Below are 3,912 nucleotides of genomic sequence, written 5' to 3'. Positions count from 1 at the left end.
CGCCTGCGACACTTTCGTTGCGACATCGTGCAACGCGGGCGTGTTGAAGCGTACGACACCTGCGAGCGTCTGGCGGTGTGTGAAACCGCTGTCGGGCTTCATCAGCGAATCGGCAGCTCGTGCAGGGACCTCGACATGATAGCCGAGCACGCCATTGTGCCGGATCTTCAGCGCGGACACGCCGGTCGAGGTGCGGAACTCGGCCTCCAGTGCGGCGATCGCGCGGCGTCCCCCAGCGCCGGTATCGCGCAGGTCGTCGAGTGCGGCGTCATATCCCGCCGCGATATACCCCCCGTCAGACGCTTCGATCGGTGGCGATGGTACGAGCGCACGCTTGAGCAGGTCGATCAGGCTGCCATGCCCGCGCAGCAGCGGTGCGACGTCGCTCAGCAGGCGCGGCGGATCGGTCAGCGCGTCGAGCCGCTCGCCCAGATTCCAGGCGCCGTCGAGACCGTCGCGCAACTGGCCCAGATCGCGCGGTGATCCTCGACCCGCAGCGAGGCGGCCAAGCGCCCGGCCGATGTCCGGCAGCGCGCGCAGCGTCGCGCGCAACCGTTCGCGCAATGCCTGGTCGTCATGGAACAACCGGACGAGGTCGAGCCGCGCGTCGATCGCGGCCTTGTCCATCAGGGGCGCGCCAAGATCGGCACCGAGCAGCCGCGCACCGGCACCGGTGACGGTACGATCGACCGCGTCGAGCAGGCTTCCCTTGCGGACGCCGCCGGTGGTGCAGGTCAGTTCGAGGCTTTCCCGCGTCGCGGCGTCGATCGCCATCACCTGTGCCGCCCGCCCGATTCGCGGCGGCCGCAGGAAGGGCAGCGCGCCCTTCGCATTATGTTCGAGATACGCGACCAGACCGCCCGCCGCGGCCAGCGGGGCCCGCCCGAACTGCCCGAAGCCGTCGAGGGTCGCGACGCCGTAGATCCGCTTGAGCCGCGCTTCGCCCGCACCGCTGTCGAAATCGCTCCTGGGCCGCAGCGTCGTGGCGGCCTCTGCAAAACCGCTCGCCTCGGCGACGACGATCTCGGCTGCGGCAAGTCGCGCGAGTTCGGCCCCGACCGCGTCATCGGCGACGTCGATGACCTCGAACCGGCCGGTCGACACGTCGGCTGCGGCAATCGCGACGGATCCCCCGGCTTCACCGATCGCCACGCACCAATTGTCGCTGCGCGCGTCGAGCAAGGCTTCCTCGGTCAGCGTGCCCGCGGTCACGACGCGGACGATCGCGCGGGCGACCAGCGCCTTCGATCCGCCGCGCGCCTTCGCCTCGGCCGGACTCTCGACCTGCTCGGCGATCGCGACGCGGTGCCCGGCCTTGATCAGCCGTTGAAGATAGGCCGTGGCCGCGTGCACCGGCACGCCGCACATCGGGATCGGCTTGCCCTCATGTTCCCCGCGGGCGGTCAGCGCGATGTCGAGCACCGCCGCGGCGATGCGCGCATCGTCCATGAACAGCTCGAAAAAATCGCCCATGCGGTAGAACAGCAGGCAATCCTGCGCCTCGGCCTTGAGGCCGAGATACTGCGTCATCATCGGGGTAGCGGCGGGAGTGGACATCGGCGCGGGGTAGCGAAAACCGTCCGCACGTCCAATAGCACTGCGAAGGGTTCCCAAGGGGTGACGAACAGCCACGCGTTCCGTAAAGGCAGGGGCTCCCCCTGCAGATACCCCCGAGGCCCCGCTTATGTCCGACGACAATAATCTCCAGTTCTCCGAACGCGAAGCGCTGCTGTTCCATTCGGAAGGCCGTCCCGGGAAGCTCGAGATCATTGCGTCCAAACCGATGGCGACGCAGCGCGACCTCGCGCTCGCCTATTCGCCCGGCGTGGCGATTCCGGTGCAGGCGATCGCCGACGATCCCTCGACCGCCTATGACTATACCGCCAAGGGCAATCTGGTCGCGGTGATCTCGAACGGGACCGCGATCCTCGGCATGGGCAATCTCGGCGCGCTGGCGTCGAAGCCGGTGATGGAGGGCAAGGCGGTGCTCTTCAAGCGCTTCGCCGACGTCGATTCGATCGACATTGAGCTGAAGACCGAGGATGTCGATCGCTTCATCGATGCGGTCGAGCTGATGGAGCCGACCTTTGGCGGCATCAACCTTGAAGACATCAAGGCGCCCGAGTGCTTCATCATCGAGCAGACGCTGCGCGAGCGGATGAATATCCCCGTATTTCATGACGATCAGCACGGCACCGCGATCATCTGCGCGGCCGGGCTGATCAACGCCTGCCTCGTGACCGGGCGCAAGCTTGGCGACATCAAGCTGGTCGTCAACGGCGCGGGCGCGGCGGCGATCGCGTGCACCGAGCTGATGAAGGCGATGGGCGTGCGGCCCGACAACGTCATCATGTGCGACCGTACCGGCGTGATCTACCAGGGGCGCGACGATGTGAACCAGTGGCAGTCGGCGCACGCCACGACGAGCAGCGCGCGGACGCTGACCGAGGCGCTGGTGGGCGCGGACGTGTTCCTCGGCCTGTCGGCGGCAGGCGCGCTCAAGCCCGAGATGGTCAAGGACATGGCGGCCGCGCCGATCATCTTCGCGATGGCCAATCCCGAGCCCGAAATCCGCCCCGAACTGGCGATGGCTGCGCGTCCCGACGCGATCGTCGCGACGGGCCGGTCGGATTATCCGAACCAGGTCAATAACGTGCTGTGCTTCCCGTTCATCTTCCGCGGTGCGCTCGACGTCCGCGCGACGGGGATCAACGACGCGATGAAGATCGCCGCGGCCAATGCGATCGCCGAGCTGGCGCGCGAGCGTGTGCCCGAGGAGGTCGCGCTGGCCTATGGCGTCAGCCACAGCTTCGGCCCCGCCTATATCATCCCCGCGCCGTTCGATCCGCGGCTGATGGAGGTCGTTCCCGTCGCGGTCGCCAAGGCGGCGATGGCATCGGGCGTCGCGACCAAGCCGATCCTCGACATCGAGGCGTATCGCCAGTCGCTGCGCGCGCGTCTCAACCCGACCACCTCGGTGCTGTCGATGGCCTATGAGGGCGCGAGGGCGCATCCCAAGCGCGTGATCTTCGCCGAGGGCGAGGAAGAGGTCGTGCTGCGGGCGGCGATCGCGTTCAAGGAGGGCGGTTATGGCACGCCGGTGCTGGTCGGCCGCGACGACGTGCCGGACCGGTTGCGTGCACTGGGCGTCACCGACCCCGAGAGCTTCGAGCTGCACAACAGCCGCGTCTCGCCGCTGGTGCCGAAGATGGTCGAGCTGCTCTATGCCCGGCTCCAGCGTCGCGGCTATCTGCGGCGCGACTGCGAGCGGATGGTGAACCAGGATCGCAACATCTTCGGTGCGCTGCTGCTGCAGCTCGGCGAGGGCGATGCGATGATCACCGGCATCACGCGTACGTACGGCGAGACGATGCGCCAGATCTACCGCGTGATCGATCCGGCGGCGGGCAAGACGCCGTTCGGCATCCATCTGCTCGTCGGGCAGAGCCACACGGTGTTCATCGCCGACACCACGGTGAATGAGCGCCCGACCGCCGAACAGCTCGCCGATTTCGCCGAGCAGACCGCAGCGGTCGCGCGTCGCATGGGGCATGAGCCGCGCGTCGCGTTCCTGAGCTATTCGAACTTCGGCAACCCGAAGGGCGAGTGGCTCGACAATATCCGCGACGCGGTGACCGTGCTCGACGGTCGTCAGGTCGGGTTCGAATATGAGGGCGAGATGGCGCCGGACGTGGCGCTCAACCCGAAGCAGCTGGCGAACTATCCGTTCGCGCGGCTGTCAGGGCCGGCGAACGTGCTGATCATGCCGGGTCTTCAGTCGGCGCATATCTCGGCCAAGCTGTTGCGCGAGCTCGGTGGCGATTCGGTGATCGGGCCAATGCTGATCGGCATGGAGAAGCCGGTGCAGGTCGCGCCGATGACGAGCACGGCGAGCGAGCTGGTGACGCTGGC

Annotated in this window: 1 protein-coding gene and 1 pseudogene; one reads left to right on the top strand and one right to left on the bottom strand. The window is 67.6% G+C overall.

All coding sequences use genetic code 11. The annotated features are described in order from the left end of the window. Positions 1-1,533: pseudogene (locus sphsw_RS03025) on the bottom strand (DNA mismatch repair protein MutS); the annotation flags it as partial. 151 nt (positions 1,534-1,684) lie between these two features. Here sphsw_RS03025 and sphsw_RS03020 point away from each other — a divergent pair. Beyond that, a partial coding sequence (locus sphsw_RS03020; protein WP_031439313.1) for an NADP-dependent malic enzyme occupies positions 1,685-3,912 on the top strand: 2,228 nt, incomplete at its 3' end.

This window comes from Sphingomonas sp. FUKUSWIS1, assembly GCF_000733135.1.
Classification (GTDB): domain Bacteria; phylum Pseudomonadota; class Alphaproteobacteria; order Sphingomonadales; family Sphingomonadaceae; genus Sphingomonas; species Sphingomonas aerolata.
This window is presented reverse-complemented; position numbering and strand designations above follow the sequence as displayed.